General features: G+C 72.7%; 15 protein-coding genes and 2 pseudogenes. 7 read left to right on the top strand and 10 right to left on the bottom strand.

Features of this window, described 5'->3' with window-relative positions:
* The coding region (locus AB0M03_RS02125; RefSeq protein WP_363487363.1) for a substrate-binding domain-containing protein at positions 1 to 369 on the top strand (369 nt) is incomplete at its 5' end.
* A 223-nt stretch (positions 370 to 592) separates the two neighbouring features.
* Here the strand turns inward: AB0M03_RS02125 and AB0M03_RS02120 are convergent.
* From AB0M03_RS02120 to AB0M03_RS02085, 8 genes and pseudogenes are all read right to left on the bottom strand, one after another.
* On the bottom strand, positions 593 to 1,420 hold the full coding sequence (locus tag AB0M03_RS02120) for a PaaX family transcriptional regulator C-terminal domain-containing protein (protein WP_363487361.1): 828 nt from the start codon (positions 1,418 to 1,420) through the stop codon (positions 593 to 595).
* 115 nt (positions 1,421 to 1,535) lie between these two features.
* A complete protein-coding gene (locus AB0M03_RS02115; RefSeq protein ID WP_363487397.1) occupies positions 1,536 to 2,261 on the bottom strand; it encodes an Asp/Glu racemase in 726 nt (241 codons plus the stop codon).
* A gap of 130 nt (positions 2,262 to 2,391) precedes the next feature.
* Positions 2,392 to 3,297, bottom strand: a complete 906-nt coding sequence (locus tag AB0M03_RS02110; protein WP_363487359.1) for a fumarylacetoacetate hydrolase family protein — start codon at positions 3,295 to 3,297, stop codon at positions 2,392 to 2,394.
* 58 nt (positions 3,298 to 3,355) lie between these two features.
* The gene (locus AB0M03_RS02105; RefSeq protein WP_363487357.1) at positions 3,356 to 4,477 is read right to left on the bottom strand and encodes a cupin domain-containing protein; all 1,122 of its coding nucleotides are present in this window, start codon (positions 4,475 to 4,477) and stop codon (positions 3,356 to 3,358) included.
* A complete protein-coding gene (locus AB0M03_RS02100) occupies positions 4,474 to 5,484 on the bottom strand; it encodes a carbon-nitrogen hydrolase family protein (protein ID WP_363487355.1) in 1,011 nt (336 codons plus the stop codon). The genes AB0M03_RS02105 and AB0M03_RS02100 overlap by 4 nt, the downstream gene beginning before the upstream one ends.
* A gap of 21 nt (positions 5,485 to 5,505) precedes the next feature.
* A complete protein-coding gene (locus tag AB0M03_RS02095) occupies positions 5,506 to 7,866 on the bottom strand; it encodes an FAD-dependent monooxygenase (protein ID WP_363487353.1) in 2,361 nt (786 codons plus the stop codon).
* A gap of 129 nt (positions 7,867 to 7,995) precedes the next feature.
* Positions 7,996 to 8,367, bottom strand: a pseudogene (locus AB0M03_RS02090) (thioesterase family protein); the annotation flags it as partial.
* Positions 8,368 to 8,442: 75 nt separating this feature from the next.
* Positions 8,443 to 10,044, bottom strand: a pseudogene (locus AB0M03_RS02085) (AMP-binding protein); the annotation flags it as partial.
* A 365-nt stretch (positions 10,045 to 10,409) separates the two neighbouring features.
* Here AB0M03_RS02085 and AB0M03_RS02080 point away from each other — a divergent pair.
* Together AB0M03_RS02080 and AB0M03_RS02075 are read left to right on the top strand one after the other, a co-directional pair.
* Entirely contained in the window at positions 10,410 to 10,793 is a 384-nt protein-coding gene (locus AB0M03_RS02080) for a VOC family protein (RefSeq protein ID WP_363487351.1), read from the top strand.
* Positions 10,794 to 10,871: 78 nt separating this feature from the next.
* The gene (locus AB0M03_RS02075) at positions 10,872 to 11,012 is read left to right on the top strand and encodes a hypothetical protein (RefSeq protein WP_363487349.1); all 141 of its coding nucleotides are present in this window, start codon (positions 10,872 to 10,874) and stop codon (positions 11,010 to 11,012) included.
* Positions 11,013 to 11,061: 49 nt separating this feature from the next.
* Here the strand turns inward: AB0M03_RS02075 and AB0M03_RS02070 are convergent, their stop codons facing one another.
* Positions 11,062 to 11,742, bottom strand: coding sequence for a class I SAM-dependent methyltransferase (locus AB0M03_RS02070; RefSeq protein ID WP_363487347.1), 681 nt, complete (start codon positions 11,740 to 11,742; stop codon positions 11,062 to 11,064).
* A 271-nt stretch (positions 11,743 to 12,013) separates the two neighbouring features.
* On the opposite strand from AB0M03_RS02070, the gene AB0M03_RS02065 reads away from it, so the two are divergent.
* The gene (locus AB0M03_RS02065) at positions 12,014 to 12,247 is read left to right on the top strand and encodes a hypothetical protein (protein ID WP_363487345.1); all 234 of its coding nucleotides are present in this window, start codon (positions 12,014 to 12,016) and stop codon (positions 12,245 to 12,247) included.
* Between the two features lie 276 nt (positions 12,248 to 12,523).
* On the opposite strand, the gene AB0M03_RS02060 is transcribed toward AB0M03_RS02065, so the two are convergent.
* The gene (locus AB0M03_RS02060) at positions 12,524 to 12,685 is read right to left on the bottom strand and encodes a hypothetical protein (protein ID WP_363487343.1); all 162 of its coding nucleotides are present in this window, start codon (positions 12,683 to 12,685) and stop codon (positions 12,524 to 12,526) included.
* Positions 12,686 to 13,057: 372 nt separating this feature from the next.
* Here AB0M03_RS02060 and AB0M03_RS02055 point away from each other — a divergent pair, with 372 nt between their 5' ends.
* From AB0M03_RS02055 to AB0M03_RS02045, 3 genes are all read left to right on the top strand, one after another.
* Complete coding sequence (locus AB0M03_RS02055; protein WP_363487341.1) at positions 13,058 to 13,774, top strand: hypothetical protein; 717 nt, start codon at positions 13,058 to 13,060, stop codon at positions 13,772 to 13,774.
* A gap of 94 nt (positions 13,775 to 13,868) precedes the next feature.
* On the top strand, positions 13,869 to 15,488 hold the full coding sequence (locus AB0M03_RS02050; RefSeq protein WP_363487339.1) for a LodA/GoxA family CTQ-dependent oxidase: 1,620 nt from the start codon (positions 13,869 to 13,871) through the stop codon (positions 15,486 to 15,488).
* Between the two features lie 41 nt (positions 15,489 to 15,529).
* The gene (locus AB0M03_RS02045; RefSeq protein WP_363487337.1) at positions 15,530 to 16,684 is read left to right on the top strand and encodes a tryptophan 7-halogenase; all 1,155 of its coding nucleotides are present in this window, start codon (positions 15,530 to 15,532) and stop codon (positions 16,682 to 16,684) included.
* Positions 16,685 to 16,782: the final 98 nt, after the last annotated feature.

The following is a 16,782-nucleotide window of genomic DNA, read 5'->3' as shown; positions in this document are numbered from 1 at the left end:
CAGGCCGGGGCCGCCCGTCCGCCCACGGGCATCCAGCGAAGATCACTGCTGCTGGGCATGGTCACGCAGCTTTGGCCGGCTCGGTCCACCGGCGGCCTGGACGCCGTGTTCGGCTACAACGACGAGTACGCGGCGCTGCTGTCGGCCGCCCTGACGGACTGCGGGGTGGCGGTCCCGGACCGGGTCGCGGTCGTCGGCGCGGACGACCTGTTACTCGCCCGCGTGGTGCGCCCGCGGCTGACCTCGGTGCGCTACCACCTGCCCGGTGTCGAACTGCTCGCCGACGCCGTGGACGGGCTGATCGAGAACGGCACCGCAACGCCGCTGCCCCGCATCGGGTTCGACGCGGTCCCCCGTCAGTCGTCCTGAGTGGTCCGCGTCTTCGAGGCGCTTGGGTGCAGAGGGGCGCCGGCCCCTGAAGTCGGGAAATGTATTACGGTCACCGACCGTCACGCGTGCAACTGGCCGTTACGTGTGCAACGCATCGTCATACTTGCGACAGGCCGTCACACCTGCGACACACCTGCAACACACCGCCATGCCTGCAACACCTCGCTACGCTGCAACACCCTCTCACGACTGAAACACCCCGTCACGCCTGCGACAGGCCGGTGGCCTTCTGGACGTGCTGGAGGCTCGGCTCGGCGAGCAGGCCGTGGAGTTCGGCGAAGACGCTCCGGGCCTCGATGGCGTTCCAGTCGGCGGGCAGCAGTTCGGCGGGCAGGCCCGGGTCGAGGTAGGGCAGTCGGCGCCACTGGGTGAGCATCGGGACGTAGTCGCGGAAGGCCAGAACGGGGTCGATCCGCGGCTGCGGCCGGAGCTCGTCGGCGACCGGCGCCCACTCCTCGGTGAACTCGGCGTACTGGGCCTCGATCGCCGGGAAGTCCCACCAGGAGCTCACCGCCTCGCTCAGCTCGGCGAAACCGGCGTAGTGCGAGGTGAACAGGTGCACGTAGGAGCTCAGCCCCAGCCGCTGCAGCATCCGCCGCGCGTCGGGGAGCAGCCGGGCGGGGGCGAGCCAGACGCCGGGCGCGGCGTTGCCGAAGCCGAGCCAGGTGAGGCGGGAACGCAGCTGGTGGCGGTGGGCGCGCTCGGACTCGGGGACGGAGAAGACGGCGACGACCCAGCCGTCCTCGAGCCGGGCGGGTTCGAGGCTGCCGAAGATCCGCCGGTCGCCCTCGTCGAAGACGGGGCCCATCTCCGGGCCGAGGCAGTACCCCGTCCCGTCCCGGCGTTCCTGGAGCAGGGTGCCGGACTTCTTCAGCCGGGAGATCGCGGAGCGTACGGCCGGGCCGTCGACGTCCAGCTCGGCCATCAGCGCGATGAGGTCGGCGATGGAGATCCAGCCGCCGAGCCGCCGGACGAACTCGCCGTAGATCGTGTTGATCAGGGAGCCGGGCCGGGTCGCGCTCTCCGCCATGGTCGCTTGCCTCCTCGGGTGCCCGATGATCATACCGGGCAGGTGTGCGGCCCCCGGGGCGGCCGAGGCGGCAGGGTGGTGGCGCACCTGGGTGCTGCCTGGCCGCGGTACGGCTTCACTGCCCGGCGAGCGGGGCCTCCGCGTACGCACCGGAGAGCAGGTGGCCGGCGCCGGGGGCGACGGCGGGCAGTCCGAGGGCTCGGAGCATCTGGTGGACGGTGCAGACCGCAGCCGAGACCACCGGCTTGCCGAGCAGCTGCTGGGCCTCCTCGATGGCGGACAGGGACGGCATCTGGACGCAGGCGGAGAGCACGACGGCGTCGGCGTCGGCGTGGTCGAGGTTCTTGGCGATGGCCGGCAGCCCGGCCGGGTCGTGGGCGGCGACGTCGAGGTTGCCGGGTATCTCCAGGGAGGTGTGGTCGAGCACCTCGATGCCCTCGTGGGTGAGGTAGTCGACCACGGTGCGGGTCAGCGGCCGCATGTAGGGGGCGACCAGGGCGACCTTCTTCGCGCCGAGCGTGTGCAGGCCGCCCACCAGGGCGCCGGCGCTGGTGACGACGGGGGCGGGGGCGCCGTTGTCGGCGGTGCGGGTGTGCAGCCGGTCCTGGGAGACGCGGTGGTATCCGAGACCCATGCTCATGATGGCGACCAGGCAGGCGTAGCCGAGGACGTCGACGCGGGCGTCGGAGAGTTCGACGGCGCAGCGGTCGGAGTCGGCGTCCATGGCCTTGAGCTGTTCGGCGGTGACGTGGGTCATCCGCATCCGGCTGGAGTGGAAGGTGAAGCGCTCGGGCGCGATCGCCTCGCGGGCCCGGAGGATGGCGGGGACCTCGGTCTCCATGGTGACGTTCGAGCTGGGGACGATCTGGCCGATCCGGTAGGTGCGCGGGGTCACGGGGCGTACTCCTTGCGGAAGTCGGTGGTGGCGTGGGGCGTGGGACCGGGCGGGGCGGGCTCCGGTCCCACGGGGCTCAGCGGGCGTCGACGACCGGGTTGGCGAGGGTGCCGATGTGCTGGATGGTGGCTTCGACCAGGTCGCCGGGCTGGAGGAACTGCGGGGGCACCATGCCGGCGCCGACGCCGGAGGGCGAGCCGGTGGCGATGACGTCGCCGGGTTCCAGGGTGACGCCGGAGGAGATGTCGGCGATCAGGCGCGGGATCTTGAACAGCATGTGCCGGGTGTTGGAGTTCTGCTTGGTCTCCCCGTTGACCTTGAGGCCGAGGTCGAGGTCGTGCGGGTCGGCGATCTCGTCGGCGGTGACGACGACCGGGCCGAACGGCGCGTAGGAGTCCTGGCCCTTGGAGAAGAACCACTGGCCGGAGCGGCGCTGGTCGCGGGCGCTGATGTCGTTGACGATGCTGTAGCCGAAGACGTGCTCCCAGGCGTCCTCCTCGGCGACCCGGTACGCGGGGCGGCCGATGACGACGGCGAGTTCGCACTCCCAGTCGAGCTGTTTGGTCAGGTCGGCGTTGTGCAGGACGGGCTGCCCGGGGCCGGTGACGGCGGTGGCGGGCTTGGAGAACAGCACAGGCCGGTCGGGCAGTTCGCGTTCGGTGTCCAGGGTGCGGTGGGATTCGGCGACGTGCTCCACGTAGTTGAGGCCGACTCCGACGATCTTTCCGGGGCGGAAGGGCACGCACAGGCGTACGTCGGAGAGGGCGTGGACGGCGCCGCCCGGCCGGGCGGACTCGGCGCGGCCGAGCAGGGAGCGCACCTCGTCGACGGCCGGTCGGCCGGAGCGGATCAGCGCGAGCAGGTCGGCGGGCAGCTCGCTCCCGGCGGCGGCGGCCAGGGCGGTGAGGTCGACCATGCGGTCGCCGAGCTGGGCGCCCAGCCTGGGGTCGCCGCCGTTCAGGGTGTAGGTGACCAGGCGCATCGACGGCTCCTTGCGGTGGGGATCGGTGGAAGGGGGTGCGGGGGTGGGCCGGGGTCGGCTACCGGCCGTCCTGGAGGACGGGCTGGTGGCCGCCGTTGTCCGCGTACGCCTCTTCCCGGTGGAGGGCGAGCGAGCGCATCACGGGGAAGTCGTTGAAGGAGAACAGGCAGGCGTCCTCGGACGGGTCGAGGTTCGCGTGCTCGTGCCAGGCCCAGGAGGGGACGCAGAAGATGTCGCCCTTCTTCCACTCGAAGCGGCGGCCGGCGATCACCGAAACGCCCCGGCCCTTGGCGGCCGTGTAGACGACCGAGCCGGTGTGGCGGTGGGCCGTGGTGGCCTGGCCGGGCCGCAGCAGCTGGATGTGGGCGCCCATGGTGGGCATCACGGGGCCGCCGGTGACGGGGTTGGTGTATTCCATGATCACGCCGTCGTACGGGGAGCCCTCGGTGGCCCGGGCGAGGTCGAGCAGGGCGTGGTGGGTGGGCTCCCAGGGCCAGGCGAGCAGCGGCGAGTAGGGGCGGGTCCACTTCTCCGCGCCGTACGGCAGCAGGTTGCCGCCGTGGCTGAGCACGGAGGAGTTGACGACCTTTCCGGGCGCCTGGTGCAGCTCGGGGTGGACTTCGTAGAAGTTCGCGTCGAGCGTGTTGACCAGGGGGATGTCGAGGCCGTCCTGCCAGATGACGGGGGTGTCGTGGGACTCGTTGCCGTGCTCGTGCCAGGTGCCGTTGGGGGTGATGGCGAAGTCGCCGGGGCCGACCTTGAGCTTCTGGCCGTCGACGATCGTCCAGGCGCCGGTGCCCTCGTGGACGAAGCGCAGTGCGGCGGCGGCGTGGCGGTGGGCGGTCATGGACTCGCCGGGGCCCATGATCTGCAGGCCGGTGTACAGCAGGCCGACGGCGGCGCTGAGTTCGCGGCGGCCGGGGTTGACCAGCATGACCACGCGGCGGCCGGCGTCGTCGGCCTTGACCAGCGGCAGGGCCTTGGCGACGAGCGGGCGCAGCTCGTCGTAGCGCCAGAGCACCGGAACGGACTTGGGCTGCGGGTACCAGGGTTCGATGTCGTTGGCGACCGTCCACAGAGCGCCCGCGTCCAGTTTGGCCAGGTCGTCGTAGTAGGCGAGCAGTTCGGGGCTGTCGGTCACCCGGGCGCGGCCGAGTCGGTTGTCGTCGTAGTCGGTCATTGCTCGTCTTCCTTCGGGAGGCCGGGGCCGGACTCGTCCGCGGTGGGGACGGTGAAGGTGACCGGTCCGCGGGGGCGGTTGTCGACGTGGAGTTGGAAGATGTCGAAGCGGTTGTAGTGGCCGACGATGTCGTGCATCTGCTTGGGCTGGATGCACTTGGCGAGGTCGATCCCGGCGTAGACGATGCCCTCGTCGTCGATCAGGGGGTCGGTGACCGGGCGGCCGTCGGGGCCGAAGACGCCGGAGAGGGCGCTGCGTTTGCGTCCCAGCATGGTGCGGACGTTCTCGTCGTCGCCGGCGATCGTGTCCACGATCTCGGGCGAGACGGTGGAGCAGGCGACGACGGAGAAGACCTTGCCCTCGAAGCTGTGGGCGGCGGTGCGCACCGCGATGGCGTCGGCCATGTCGTAGTCCTCGGGGGCGACCGGCAGCGCGATGTAGCTTGCGGTGTGGACGAGTTCGCCCTGGGCGAGGAGGGTGAAGCGGGCCAGGGTGTTGGTGTTCTCGCCGCAGGCGAGGGAACCGAGCGGGCCGATCGGGGTCCGGTGGACGCGCAGTGAGCTGCCGTCGCCACCCGTCCAGGTCAGTTTCTCGGCCCAGGTGGGCACCAACTTCCGGTGCACGCCGAGCAGTTCGCCGTCCGGGCCGATGGTGAGCAGGGTGTTGTAGAGCACGCCGAGGCTGTGTGCGCCGCGCTCGTTGACGCCGATGACGACGGTGGTGCCGGCCTGGCGGGCGGCGGCGCGCAGGGTGTCGACGTGCGGGCCGGGGACGTCGACGGAGGAGCGGTAGAGGCGCTCGAACCAGGGCGAGCCCTGGACGGGGTTCATCGTCCAGTTCCAGTACGGGTATCCGGGGACGAACACCTCGGGGAAGACGACCAGTTCGGCGCCGTTGCCGGCCGCCTCGTGGATGAGCGAGACGGCCTTGTCGACGGTCGCGGCGGCGTCGAGGTAGACGGGGGCGGTCTGGACGGCGGCGGCGGTGAAGCGGGGCAGGTTGTCCATCGGGCTCTCCTCTCCCCCGGGTCAGCGGGAGGCGGTGGCGGGGAGCGGCCGTGCCGCGGGCCCGGGCCGCCACCGCCGGTGGACGGGGACGGTCTCGGCGCGCAGCAGTTCGAGGCGGGGCGGCACACGGTCGCCGCGCGGGCCCGGGGGCTTGCGGCTGCCGGGCCGCCACGGCTCGGGCCACCTCGCGCCGGGGCCGGTGTAGCCCTGGTCGGCGGCGGCGTGCAGCGTCCACAGCGGGTCGTGCAGGTGGGCGCGGCCGACGGCGACGAGGTCGGCACGGCCGGCCATCAGGATCGAGTTGACGTCGTCGTGGGTGGAGACGGCGCCGACGGCGATGGTCGGGATGCCGGTGGCGTTGCGGACCAGGTCGGCGAACGGGGTCTGGTAGCTGCGGCCGTACGGCGGCTTCTGGTGCGCCACGACCTCGCCGGTGGACACGTCGACGGCGTCCGCTCCGGCGGCGGCCAGGGCCCGGCAGATCTCCACCACCTCGGCCTCGGTGGTGCCGCCCTCGGCCCACTCCGTCGCGGAGATCCGGACGATCAGCGGCTTGCCGGCGGGCCAGGCGGTGCGCACGGCGGACAGCACCTCGAGCGGGAGGCGCAGCCGGCCCGCCAGGCTGCCGCCGTAGGCGTCGGTACGGTGGTTGGTGAGCGGGGAGAGGAAGCCGGAGACCAGGTGCCCGTGGCCGAACTGCAGCTCCAGCACGTCGAATCCGGCACGGTCGGCCCGCGCGGCGGCCCCGGCGAAGTCCGCGGTTACGGCCGCCAGGTCGGCCGGGGTCGCCTCGCGCGGCACGGGGTACCCCTCGTCCCAGGCGAGTGGCGAGGCGGCCAGGGTCGGCCAGCCGTCATGGCCCAGCGGCAGGCCGATCCCGTTCGGGCCTGGGGTGGTGGTGGATCCGCGGCGTCCGGCGTGGGTGAGCTGGATGCCCAGCGGGGTGTCGGAGATCCGGCGGATCGCCTCGACGGTGCTCCGCCAGGCGGCCTCCTGCTCGTCCGTCCACAGGCCGGGGCAGCCGGCGGTGGCGCGCCCGTCGGGGCTCACGGCGGTCATGCCGGCGAGAACCAGGCCGGCCCCGCCGAGGGCCTGCGCGGCCAGTTGGGCGTGCGGGAAGGCTCCCGGCATGCCGTCCACCGCGGTGAACGTCGCCAGCGGCGGCACCACGACCCGGTTGCGCAGGGTCAGTGCGCCGAGCCGCATCGGCCGGAACATCGGCGGCACTCCGGCGCTTTCGGGGTCGATGGCGTCGATGAAGGCGGCGTCGCGGGCGCGCAGGTTGTCGTAGGTGACGCGGCGGCTGCGGGTGAGCAGGTTGAAGGCGAACCGGTCCGGGTCCTGACCGGTGTAGCGGCCGACGGTCTCGAACCACTCCAGGCTGGCCTGCGCGGCGCGCTGCACGGACTCGACGGCGGGCCTGCGCTCGGCTTCGTAGACGGCCAACGCCTCGGCGACGGTGGGGTGTTCGTGCAGGTTCGCGACCAGGGCGAGGGCGTCCTCCATGGCGAGCTTGGTGCCCGACCCGATCGAGAAGTGCGCGGTGTGGGCGGCGTCGCCGAGCAGGACGACGTTGCCGTGGCTCCAGGAGGAGGTGCGCACGGTCGAGAAGGTGATCCACCTCGAGGCGTTGGGGATCAGCCGGTGGCCGTCGAGGTGGTCCGCGAGGATCTCCTCGCACAGCCGGACGGCGGCCTCGTCGCTCTCGCCCCGCGCGAACTCCCGGTCGGCGAGGGCCGCGAAGCCCGCCCGCCGCCAGGCGCCCTCCTCGATCTCCACGATGAAGGTGGAGCGCTTGTCGTCGTAGGGATAGGCGTGGACCTGGAGGACACCGAAGTCGCGTTCCTCCACGATGAAGGTGAACGCCTCGAAGACCAGGTCGGTGGAGAGCCAGATGTAGCGGCAGGTCCGCTCGTCCAGCTGCACGCCGAAGCTCTCGGCGTGGGCCTCGCGGGTGGCCGAGCGGACGCCGTCGGCGGCGACCACCAGGTCGTACTCGGCGGAGAGTTGCCCGACGGGCGGGGCCGGCGTGCTGTAGCGCACGTCCACCCCCAGCTCGGCGCAGCGCTTCTGCAGGATCTCCCGCAGGCGGTTGCGGTCGAGTGCGGCGAAGCCGTGGCCGCCGGAGGTGCGGATCTCGCCGCCGTAGTGGATGTCGATGTCGCTCCACCGGGCGAACTCCGCCTCCATCGCGGCGAACACCTCGGGGTCGGCCTGGGCGATGCCGCCCAGCGTCTCGTCGGAGAACACCACGCCGAAACCGAACGCCGCGTCACGGGGGTCGCGCTCCCATACCGTGATCTCCCACTCGGGCGAGAGCTTCTTGGCCAGGACCGCCGTGTAGAGCCCGCCGGGCCCTCCCCCGATGACCGCTACGCGCATGACGTCCTCCAGTGGATCTGCGGCAGTGCTCCAAGTATTGCGGCATTTTTGCGATCGTCAATCAACCACCACACATGGCGTCGCTCGCGCGCGGCCGGCCCGAACACGCCGCCCGGGCCCGGGGCGCACTCAGGCGTAGGACTCGGACGCCTGCGGCCCGGCCTGGGACAGCAGTTGCCGTGCTCCGTCCGGCCAGGGCACGGTGCCCTTGGCATCGGCTGCGGAGTGGACGACCGACATCCGCCCGGTGGCCGCGACGCCGTGCGGCCCGTGGATGTCGAAGGTGTAGTGCAGCGACGACGTCCCGACCTTCGCCACCCGGAACTCGACCTTCACCGGGTCGCCGAACCACAGCCGCTCGCGGTAGTCCGCCTCGAAGTGCACCCGGGGAATGCTGCCGAACAGCTCCGCGAGGCCCAGCCGCCTCAGCAGCACCGCCTCCGCCGCCTCGGCCCAGCGCTGGACGGAGGAGAAGTGGTAGTGCCCGGCCGCGTCCGTGTCCGACCACTCCACCCTGCGCTCGACCACCACACTGGGCAGACTCGCCTCCGGCACCGCCGAACCGGCCCGCGCCCAGCGCCGCAGCTCCGCCCGGCGGACCTTGCCGCTGGAGTTGCGGGGCAGCTCCGGCACGAACTCCACCGCCCTCGGGTACTTGTACGGCGCGATCACCCGTTTGACGAAGTCCTGCAGCTCCTTGACCGTCTCCGGCCCGGCGGGCACCCCCTCGCGCAGCACCACGAACGCCTTGACGACCGCTCCCCGCTGCTCGTCCGGCGCTCCGGCGACCGCGCAGTCCACCACGTCGGGGTGGCCGACCAGGGCCTGCTCGACCTCGGGGCCGGCGATGTTGTAGCCGGCGGAGACGATCATGTCGTCGCTGCGCGCCTGGTACCAGAAGTAGCCGTCCCGGTCGCGGATGTAGGTGTCGCCGGTGACGTTCCAGCCGCCCCGTACGTAGACCGCCTGCCGCTCGTCGTCCAGGTAGCGGCAGCCGGTCGGCCCCTTGACCGCCAGCAGGCCCGGCTGCCCGTCGGGCACCGGGTTGCCGTCCTGGTCGAGCACGGCGGCGCGGTACCCGGGCACCGGCAGGCCGGTGGCACCCGGACGGATGTCGCCGTCGGCCGCCGAGATGAACACGTGCAGCATCTCGGTCGCCCCGATGCCGTCGATCAGCCGGATGCCGGTGGCCTCGTGGAACGCCTTCCAGACCGCCACCGGCAGCGGCTCGCCGGCGGACACGCAGCGGCGCACCCCCGACAGCCGGCCGCCGAGGCCCGCCGCGAGGATCGCCCGGTACGCCGTCGGCGCGGCGAACAGCACGGTGGCCCGGTGCTCCGCGACCTGCTCGGCCAGCTGCTGCGGGGTCGCCTGCTCCAGCAGCAGCGACGCGGCGCCCACCCGCAGCGGGAAGACCACCAGGCCGCCGAGGCCGAAGGTGAACGCCAGCGGCGGTGTCCCCGCGAACAGGTCCTCCGGGCCCGGCCGCAGGATGTGCCGGGAGAAGGTGTCAGCGTTCGCCAGCACGTCCCGGTGGAAGTGCAGCGTGGCCTTGGGCCGACCGGTGGTACCGGAGGTGAACGCGATCAGCGCGACGTCGTCGGCGGCCGTCTCCACCGCGGTGAACGCGCCCGCCTTGCCGTCGCAGCGCGCGACCAGGTCGTCCGGACCGCTGCCGCCGTAGGCGAGCGTCGTCAGACCTGGCGCCGCTGCGGCGGCGAGCTCCTCGAGCCAGCGGTGGTCGCACAGGGCGAGGACCGGCGCGCTGATCTCCTGCAGCGTGACCAGCTCCTGCGCCCGCAGCAGCGGCACGGTGGTCACCACCACACCGCCGGCCTTCAGAACGCCGAACCAACAGGCCACCAGCCACGGGTTGTTGGGGCCGCGCAGCAGAACCCGATTGCCGGGCAGCAGGCCCAGGTCCTCGGTCAGGACCCGGGCGACCTGGTCGGCCCTCCGCCGCAGCTCGCCGTACGTCCACTCCTCGGTCGGCGTGACCAGGCAGCGGCGGTCGGGCCCGAGCCGCTCGATCACCTCGTCGAGCAGGACCTGCGCGCAGTTCAGCCGATCGGGGTAGACCAACTCCGGCAGGTCGAAGAGCAGTTCGGGCCACTGCTCGAACGGTGGGAGCCGGTCTCGACAGAACGTGTCCACATGGGCAGAGGGGGAGAGCTCCACGGGCGCACCTCATTCGGGTTCAGCAGGGAGTAGGACAAGTATTCCGCTGCTCTGACGACAGTCAAGAGAGCGGGATACATCGCCCCGCGCCGTACTCCCCCGCCCGCACGGCCCCAGCGACGCTACTACCGATGAGCGGGAGGACGGCTGCGCCTCGCGGCAGGGGTCCGGCTCATTGTTGGTGACACGTGTTACCTCGGCGGCACCGGCTTTCCTCCCGCCCCAGGACGGACGGACCCTGCCCGAGGGCACGCGCCGGCTCGAGGGGCCCCACCCCCCACTGTCGACACACCCCGGCGGCGCGGCCGCGCTTCGGCGGTGGTTCGACGGCCGATTTCCGATGGGTCGACGTACACTGACGGACCATGGCATGCCGCATCAGTGAGCTGGTCATCGACTGCGCCGACCCCGAACGGCTCGCCGCATTCTGGAGCGAGGTCCTCGGCTACGTCGAACTCGGCCGGGAGGACGACGGGAGCATCGAGATCGGGCCGCCCGACGCCGGCTTCGGCGGCCCGCAGCCCACGCTCGTCCTCAGCCCCAGCAGCGACCCGCGGCCCGGGAAGCTGCGCCTGCACATCGACGTCAACGCCACCGACCGCGACCAGGACGCCGAGCTGGAGCGGCTGCTCGCTCTCGGCGCCAGGCCCGCCGACGTCGGCCAGACCGGCACCGAGAACTGGCACGTCCTGGCCGACCCGGAGGGCAACGAATTCTGCCTCCTGCACGCCCGGCTCCAACCCCTCTGACGACTTCCGCCGCCGACCGGTCACCGGGCGGAGTCGGCCGGGGCAGCGGGTTCGGTGGCCGCGGCCGGGTGCGGGCCCTTGCCGGCCACGCCCAAGGCCTACGGCACCAGCGACGGTTACACCGCCGACCTGGAACCCGTCCGGTTCACGCTCGGTCCGGACGGCACGATCACGGTCACACGGCTCGCGACGGACGTCGGCAGCCCCGGGGGTTCGTGAACAGCGACGGTGTCCGACCGGTGCGCATACGCCGGATCCTGCGCCGGGTTCAGGCGGGCCCGGTGGCCGTCCGCGGCTTGCGGGCCACCAGGAACGCCTGCGGCGTCTTCTCCGGGAAGGGCTCCTCGTCGTCGCGTTCCCGCTGCATCCGGGCGATCACCGGCAGTCCGGCGGCGCCGAGCAGTTCGGACACCCGCTCGGGCCGGCGGCGGTGGAACACCAGGTCGATCTCGTGGCCGAAGGCCTCGGTGCGGTGCGCCGGTGCATCGCCGACCTGGAACCCGGCCAACAGGTGGCCGCCCGGGGCGAGCACCCGGTGGAACTCGGCGAACGCCTCCGGCAGCCGCTCGTCCGGGACGTGGATCATGGAGTACCAGACCAGCAGACCGCTGAGGCCGCCGTCCGGCAGGTCGAGCGCGAGCATCGAGCCCTCCTCGAACCGCAGGCCCGGATGAGCCTGCCGGGCCGCCGCCAGCATCCCCGGCGAGAGGTCGATCCCGAACACCGGCAGTCCCAGCCCGGCGAGGTGGGCCGTCACCCGCCCCGTCCCGCAGCCGACGTCGGCCACCGGACCCGGCAGTCCGGACGCCTTCACCAGGTCGGCGAAACCGGCCAGCTGGGCCCGGTCGAGCGGCTTCGCCGCAAGCTCGGCGCGGAAGTGGCCGGCGTAGTCCGCCGCCACGGTGTCGTAGGAGTCGCGGGTGGCACGCAGGAAGTCCGGTTCGGTCACGACCGGGCAGCCTACCCGGATTGTCGGTCCGTCAGGCCCCTGACAACCCCCCGCCACCGGCGCATCCAGGGGCACGGGTCGGGGGCCGGGCCGGGAGCGACCGGAGGCGATCCGGGGCTCGGGGCGCGTCAAGGTCCTGTCAAGGAGCGCCCGGTTCGTGTAGCCGACGCGTCAAGGCCCAGTGCATTCGCCGCACGGAGGGTCTGCACTGGACCTGCGGGGCGGAAGCGGCCCCGACGAACCCGCCCCACCCGTGAGGAAGTGACGCACCATGACCGATCACCTGGTGGTCCCCGTCGACGCGGAGCCGTTCCGGCGGCCCGGAGGACTCACCGACGACGCCCTCGGCCGCCTGCTGCGGAGCACCACCTGCATCCCGCGCCGGGCCGACCGCCCCGCCACCCGGTCAGGCGGCCCCGCCGACGATCCTTCGGACGGCCGCCACGTACCTGAGCAGCACCGTCCTCGCGGACACTGCCGCTCGGCCGCGTACTACCTCGACTGACGGGCCGGCCGATCCGCCCGGCGGAAGCCCCGTTCGGGGCGCGCGGGCGGAGAGCGGCGCCGATCGGATGAATGTCCCGACCATCCCCCGGCCCGCCGACGGCAACGCCACTGCCGCGGTTGGCGGCCGAGCTCCGCGCGCCCCTACCCGGTCCTCCCGGCTTGCCGGGACCGACAGCAGACGAGCGACGGCCTGCACCACGCGGTGCAGGCCGTCGCCCACGTGCGCAGCCTCGCCCCGGCGGGCGGCGCGTCAGGCCGGGGCGCACATCGGCCGTCAGTCCAACGGGGTGAGGACATCGTCCTCGTCCAGGAAGAAGCTGCCTTTCGCCAGGCCCTCCACGGTGTGGTCCTTCAGCCACTGCCGGGACATCCTGTGCACGGTCTTGGCCCGGCGCTCCCAGACGATCTGGTGGCCCGCGCAGGCGATGCGGAACATCGGCTTCTGATCTCCTGGGATGGCTTTGTAGAGCGCGGGCACACTGCGTCCGTGCAGCATCAGGGGGCAGGGCGGCCCGTGCGGTAGACCAGCCGGTCGGGTGGAGCCTCCAACCCCATCGGGTGGCGGCGACGCTTCCGAGCGGCCGCCCGGCGGACGGCACGGAGCCGCCGGGTCCGGTGCACGGCATGCACGGTCCGCGACGGGTCACCGGCGATCGTCACCATCCGTGCGCACCGGCCTTTCTGTACCGCCTGCAGCCGTACGGACTCGCATGGCGACCGTCCGGACCGTGTGAAAGCCTGGAAGTGACTCTGGGAGGAAGTGTCGTCGGCGGAACGGCAGATGGGCTTCACGACGGAGGTGAGCCCGATGGCGAGCACCGAACCGAAGGCTTCTCACGGGATGCTGGTCATGGGTGAGGACACGGTCTACCTGTCCCACCTGCCCATGTTCATGCCCCCTCATCACTTTCAGGTCCTGCTCGAAGTCACCCTGAACAACGAATCGGGTGACGCACAGCGGGTCTATGCCGAGGACCGCCGGAGGACGGGCACCGACGTCTACACGCTGAACCCCGAGCCGTTCCGCATCTCCGATCTCGCAGGCGCGGGCGGAGGACCCTGGCTCACCTCGTTCACCGGGACGCTGTTCCGCGGCCATTTCGAGCGGGGCGGCACCGAGCTTCTCGCCCCGGTGACGGTCCAGGTCCAGAACGTCGTCCACTTCCGGCAGTTCGAGCACCACGCAACCCGGCCCGGCGCCTTGACCTATCTGGTGTTCGGGAAGGGCGGCGAGCTGTTCCTGTCGCATCTGATCACCGCTCCCCCGGACTTCGACCACGTCATCGCGGTCCGGAACGCCCGATCCGCCTCGGGCGCCGTCATCACCGATGACGTCCTGCGAACCGGGCCGAGGATCGAGATCTCCGGGAGGGCCGACCGTCCGCAGGACCGGCTGCAGGAGAGCGACCAGGTGACGGGGAGCATCTTCGTCAACGGATCGGCCGGCCTCGATCTGCGACTCGCGATGGGACAGGAGTTCTACCTCGAAGAGGGAGAGCTGGCCTCCGGCGGCCATTCCCACTGATCCACGTCCCACGCGTCCCACGACTCCACGTCCCACACCACCGCCGGCGGGCGTCCGCACCCGCCGGCGCCGATTCGCCTCGCCTGGAGCGGTCATGAATCTCGACGACGTCGTCCGCTGCGAGATCCATCCCACGGTCGGTATCGCACGGCTCGGCAACAGCCCCGACGGCTTCTTCGTCGGCCCCGAGAGGCCCGGCGTCCCGCCACGGCCCGACGGCGGGTTCAAGGACACCGCCGGGCGGGTCAAACGCCAGGCCGCCCGGTTCCGCCTGTACGCCTACGACCGGGCCGGTGCCGTCCTGGGCGAGCTCACCTCGGCCGACGCGCAGATCAGCTGGACCGCGGAGCTGGCCAATGCGAAGGGGGAGTGGTTCGAATTCGTCGGGCGGTTCCACGTGTCCACCGCGAACCGCCGCAACCGGGAGATCGGTCCCGCCGCCCGGGCGGGGCTGGTCGTCCGGCCCGGCCCGCGCAGCGTGACCGGCCCGTCCCAGGACGGCAGGGATGCCCGGTTCGACACGGGGACCTTCCTCGACACCCCGGTGCCGCTGGGTGAACTGCGCACCGACGAGGACGGACGGCTGCTCGTCCTCGGCGGCTTCGGGAAGTCCGGCACGGTCAGACCCTCCCGTCCGATCAGCCACTTCGCCAACAACGACTTCTGGTTCGACGACATCTCCGACGGCCCGATCGGTGCGACCGTGCGGTTGGGCGGCCCCCAGGGCCGCCAGGTGCCGGTGGCTCCGGCCTGGTGCCTGGTCGCCCCGCCCGACTTCGCGCCCCACACGCCGAGCATGATCACCCTGTACGACGTCGCCCTCGAGGTCGCCCGCACATCGGGCGGGCTGCCCGTGCCGCCGGAGGTCTCCTTCACCCGCGACATCTACCCGATCCTCGCCCGACCGGTCGGCCTGGCCTGGGTCAACGAGGTCGCCCGCAGAAGGCACGGCGATCCCGCGCGGAACTTCCTCGCGCCCGACCGCCTGGCCCGGTTGTCCTCGAACGCCGCCGCCGACGCCCCGCTCCGCCGGGCCGTCTTCCGCAGACTGCGCGCACCCGGGGGTACCGACGTCGGCCGGGCGAACGAGGGGTTCATGCCCGTGCTCGCCGGCGACGACGGCGATCCGCAGGACGACCGGCCGCGGACCTGGCTGGCGTTGCTGCCCGGCCAGTACGAGCGGATGCGGCGCTGGGCCGACGGAGACTTCCTGGCCGACTGGGCCGGTGTGCCCGTACCGGTCCCGTTCGGGGCCCTCGCCCCGGCGGACCAGCCGCACGCCCTGGTACGGGCCGCACTGGAGGCGGCCAACGGCGGCGGATTCTTCCCGGGCATCGAGATGACGTACATCGCCGACGAACCGGCGACCTGGGCCGCACCCTTCCGGTTGCGCGAGGACCTGGTCGCCGGGGACGTCACGAAGTACATGGCCGTCCCCTGGCAGGCCGACTTCTACCTGTGCAACACCCACTGGTGGCCGGCCGCCCGACCCGACGAGGTGCTGCCCGAGCCGGAGCACGACGCGCTGATCCAGGTCTCGACCGAGGCGTTCCGGGAGTGGGACCGCGGTGTCGCCGACGGAGCCGGGTCGCTCAAGGGCATGAACGAGATGGCCGCCCGGTGGAGCACTCTGGGGTTCGTCGTGGCCCGGCCCGGCCCTGACGGTGGCGAGATCCTGGTCGAGACGGAACGGAGCTCCCTCGGGCCCGCGTAGAGCGGGCCGGCGCGGGAGTGGTGCGGTGCGGGAGTGGTGCGGTGAACGGCAGCAGCTCGATCGGCGGCGCGGGGATCCGGCGTTGCGACGTTCTCGTCGCCGGGAGCGGCCCCGCAGGGTGCGCCGCCGCGCTGGCTCTCGCCCGGGCCGGGGCGGAGGTCCTCCTCGTCGCCCCGGAGGGCTCACCCGGCTGGCGCGTCGGAGAAAGCCTCGCCCCCACCGCCCGCCCGCTGCTCGAACGGCTGGGAGTGCTCGACCGTCTCGCCGGCCGCCACGCGTCCTGCGACGGCAACCTGGCCGCCTGGGGCACCGACACGCTCACCGCGGTGGACCACCGTCTCGGACCGTACGGCGAGGGCTGGCACCTGGACCGGGCCCGGTTCGACGCCGCGCTTCTGACGGCGGCCCAGGACTGCGGTGCCGAACGGTACGCCCTGCGCGTCCGGGACGCCCGGTGGGAGAAGGACCACTGGCAGGTCGTCACCGCCGAGGGCGACGTGCTGCGGGCCGGCTGCCTGGTCGACGCCACGGGCCGGGCGGCCCGGCTGGCCCGCCGGATCGGCGCGACGCCGACCCGCTACGACCGTCTGATCGCGGTCGCCGGGTTGCTCGGCCCCGGGAACGGAGCGGGCGGGCGGGAGCGGACCTCGCTGGTACAGTCCACGCACTGGGGCTGGTGGTACACCGCCCCGCTGCCCGACGGCGGGCGGGTCGTCATGGCGCTCACCGACGCCGACCTCGTCCCCGGCCTGCACCTGCTCGATCCGGTGGTGTGGTGGGACCGGGCGAAGCAGGCCGATCACCTCTGGGACCGTGTCGCCCACCACCAGGGCCCACCCCCTCGCCTGCGGGTGCTGGCCGCCGGCTCCGCGTGCACCACTCCCGCGGCCGGCGCCCCGGGCTGGGCGGCGGTCGGTGACGCCGCCACCGCCACCGACCCTCTGGCCGCCCGCGGCATCCTCACCGCCATGGCCACCGGCCTCACCGCGGCACGGGCGATCCTGGCCGACCGGGCCGGCGACCCCGACGCGCTGGCGGCCTACGCCCGGCGCATCGCGGCCGTCCACGCCGAGTACCTGCGCGTGCAGGCCGCGGTGTACGGACGCGAAACGCGCTGGGACACCGTCTTCTGGCGCCGTCGGCACCAGGGCGCCGGCCGTACGGCCGACCGGCGGCCAGTGGCCACGGACCGGTGATCACCGGCCGGTCGGGGCGCCGGGTGACCTGCGGCAGCGACCGCCGATGCCGACGCCGACGAGGTACGGGCGAGGCACCGCTCCGGCCGGAAGCCTGC

It is taken from the genome of Kitasatospora sp. NPDC051914, from assembly GCF_040680995.1.
Lineage (GTDB): Bacteria > Actinomycetota > Actinomycetes > Streptomycetales > Streptomycetaceae > Kitasatospora.
Note: the sequence above shows the minus strand (reverse complement) of the source record. Positions and strands in the feature narration are given on the sequence as shown.